Annotated in this window: 1 protein-coding gene; it reads left to right on the top strand. The window is 72.7% G+C overall.

Annotation, left to right across the window (positions count from 1 at the left end; translation table 11 throughout):
* Window positions 1-180: 180 nt before the first annotated feature.
* Window positions 181-856 (top strand): serine/threonine-protein kinase (locus tag KUM32_RS42080; protein ID WP_217146872.1); only part of this gene is annotated, 676 nt, incomplete at its 3' end.

Genomic DNA, 856 nt, shown 5'->3' with positions numbered 1-856 from the left:
GGATGGCAACCATCCGGCCACTTCCCGCGTCTTCCCTCGGAGCCCAGCGTGCCAGGGTGCGGCCAGCGGCTCCTCAGCGGTCGCTGACGCGGCACTAGAGTGGGCGGGCGGCCGAGCACAGGGCCACGGAGCTGGGACACAGACCACGATCAGGTTGACCACGATCAGGGAGCGCATGACGTGCGGCCGGTAGGCAGCAAGTACCTGCTAGAGGAGCCGCTCGGACGCGGAGCCACGGGCACCGTCTGGCGGGCCCGCCAGCGCGAGGCGGCGGGCGCCGAGGCCGCCGTGGCCGGGCAGCCCGGCGAGACGGTTGCGATCAAGGTCCTCAAGGAGGAGCTGGCGCACGACCCCGAGATCGTCATGCGCTTCCTGCGCGAGCGCTCGGTGCTGCTGCGGCTCACCCACCCGAACATCGTCCGCACCCGCGACCTGGTCGTCGAGGGCGACCTGCTCGCCCTGGTGATGGACCTGGTCGAGGGCCCGGACCTGCACAAGTACCTGCAGACCAACGGGCCGTTCACGCCCGTGGCCGCGGCCCTGCTCACCGCGCAGATCGCCGACGCGCTCGCCGCCAGCCACGCCGACGGCGTCGTGCACCGCGACCTCAAGCCCGCCAACGTGCTGGTCGCCACGGGCCCGGACGGCGAGCAGATGCACCCGATGCTCACCGACTTCGGCATCGCGCGCCTCGCCGACTCCCCGGGCCTGACCCGCACCCACGAGTTCGTCGGCACCCCCTCGTACGTGGCGCCCGAGTCCGCCGAGGGCCGGCCGCAGACCTCCGCCGTGGACATCTACGGCGCGGGCATCCTGCTGTACGAACTGGTCACCGGCCGACCCCCGTTCGCCGGCA

This window comes from Streptomyces sp. AC627_RSS907, assembly GCF_019049165.1.
Note: the sequence above shows the minus strand (reverse complement) of the source record. Positions and strands in the feature narration are given on the sequence as shown.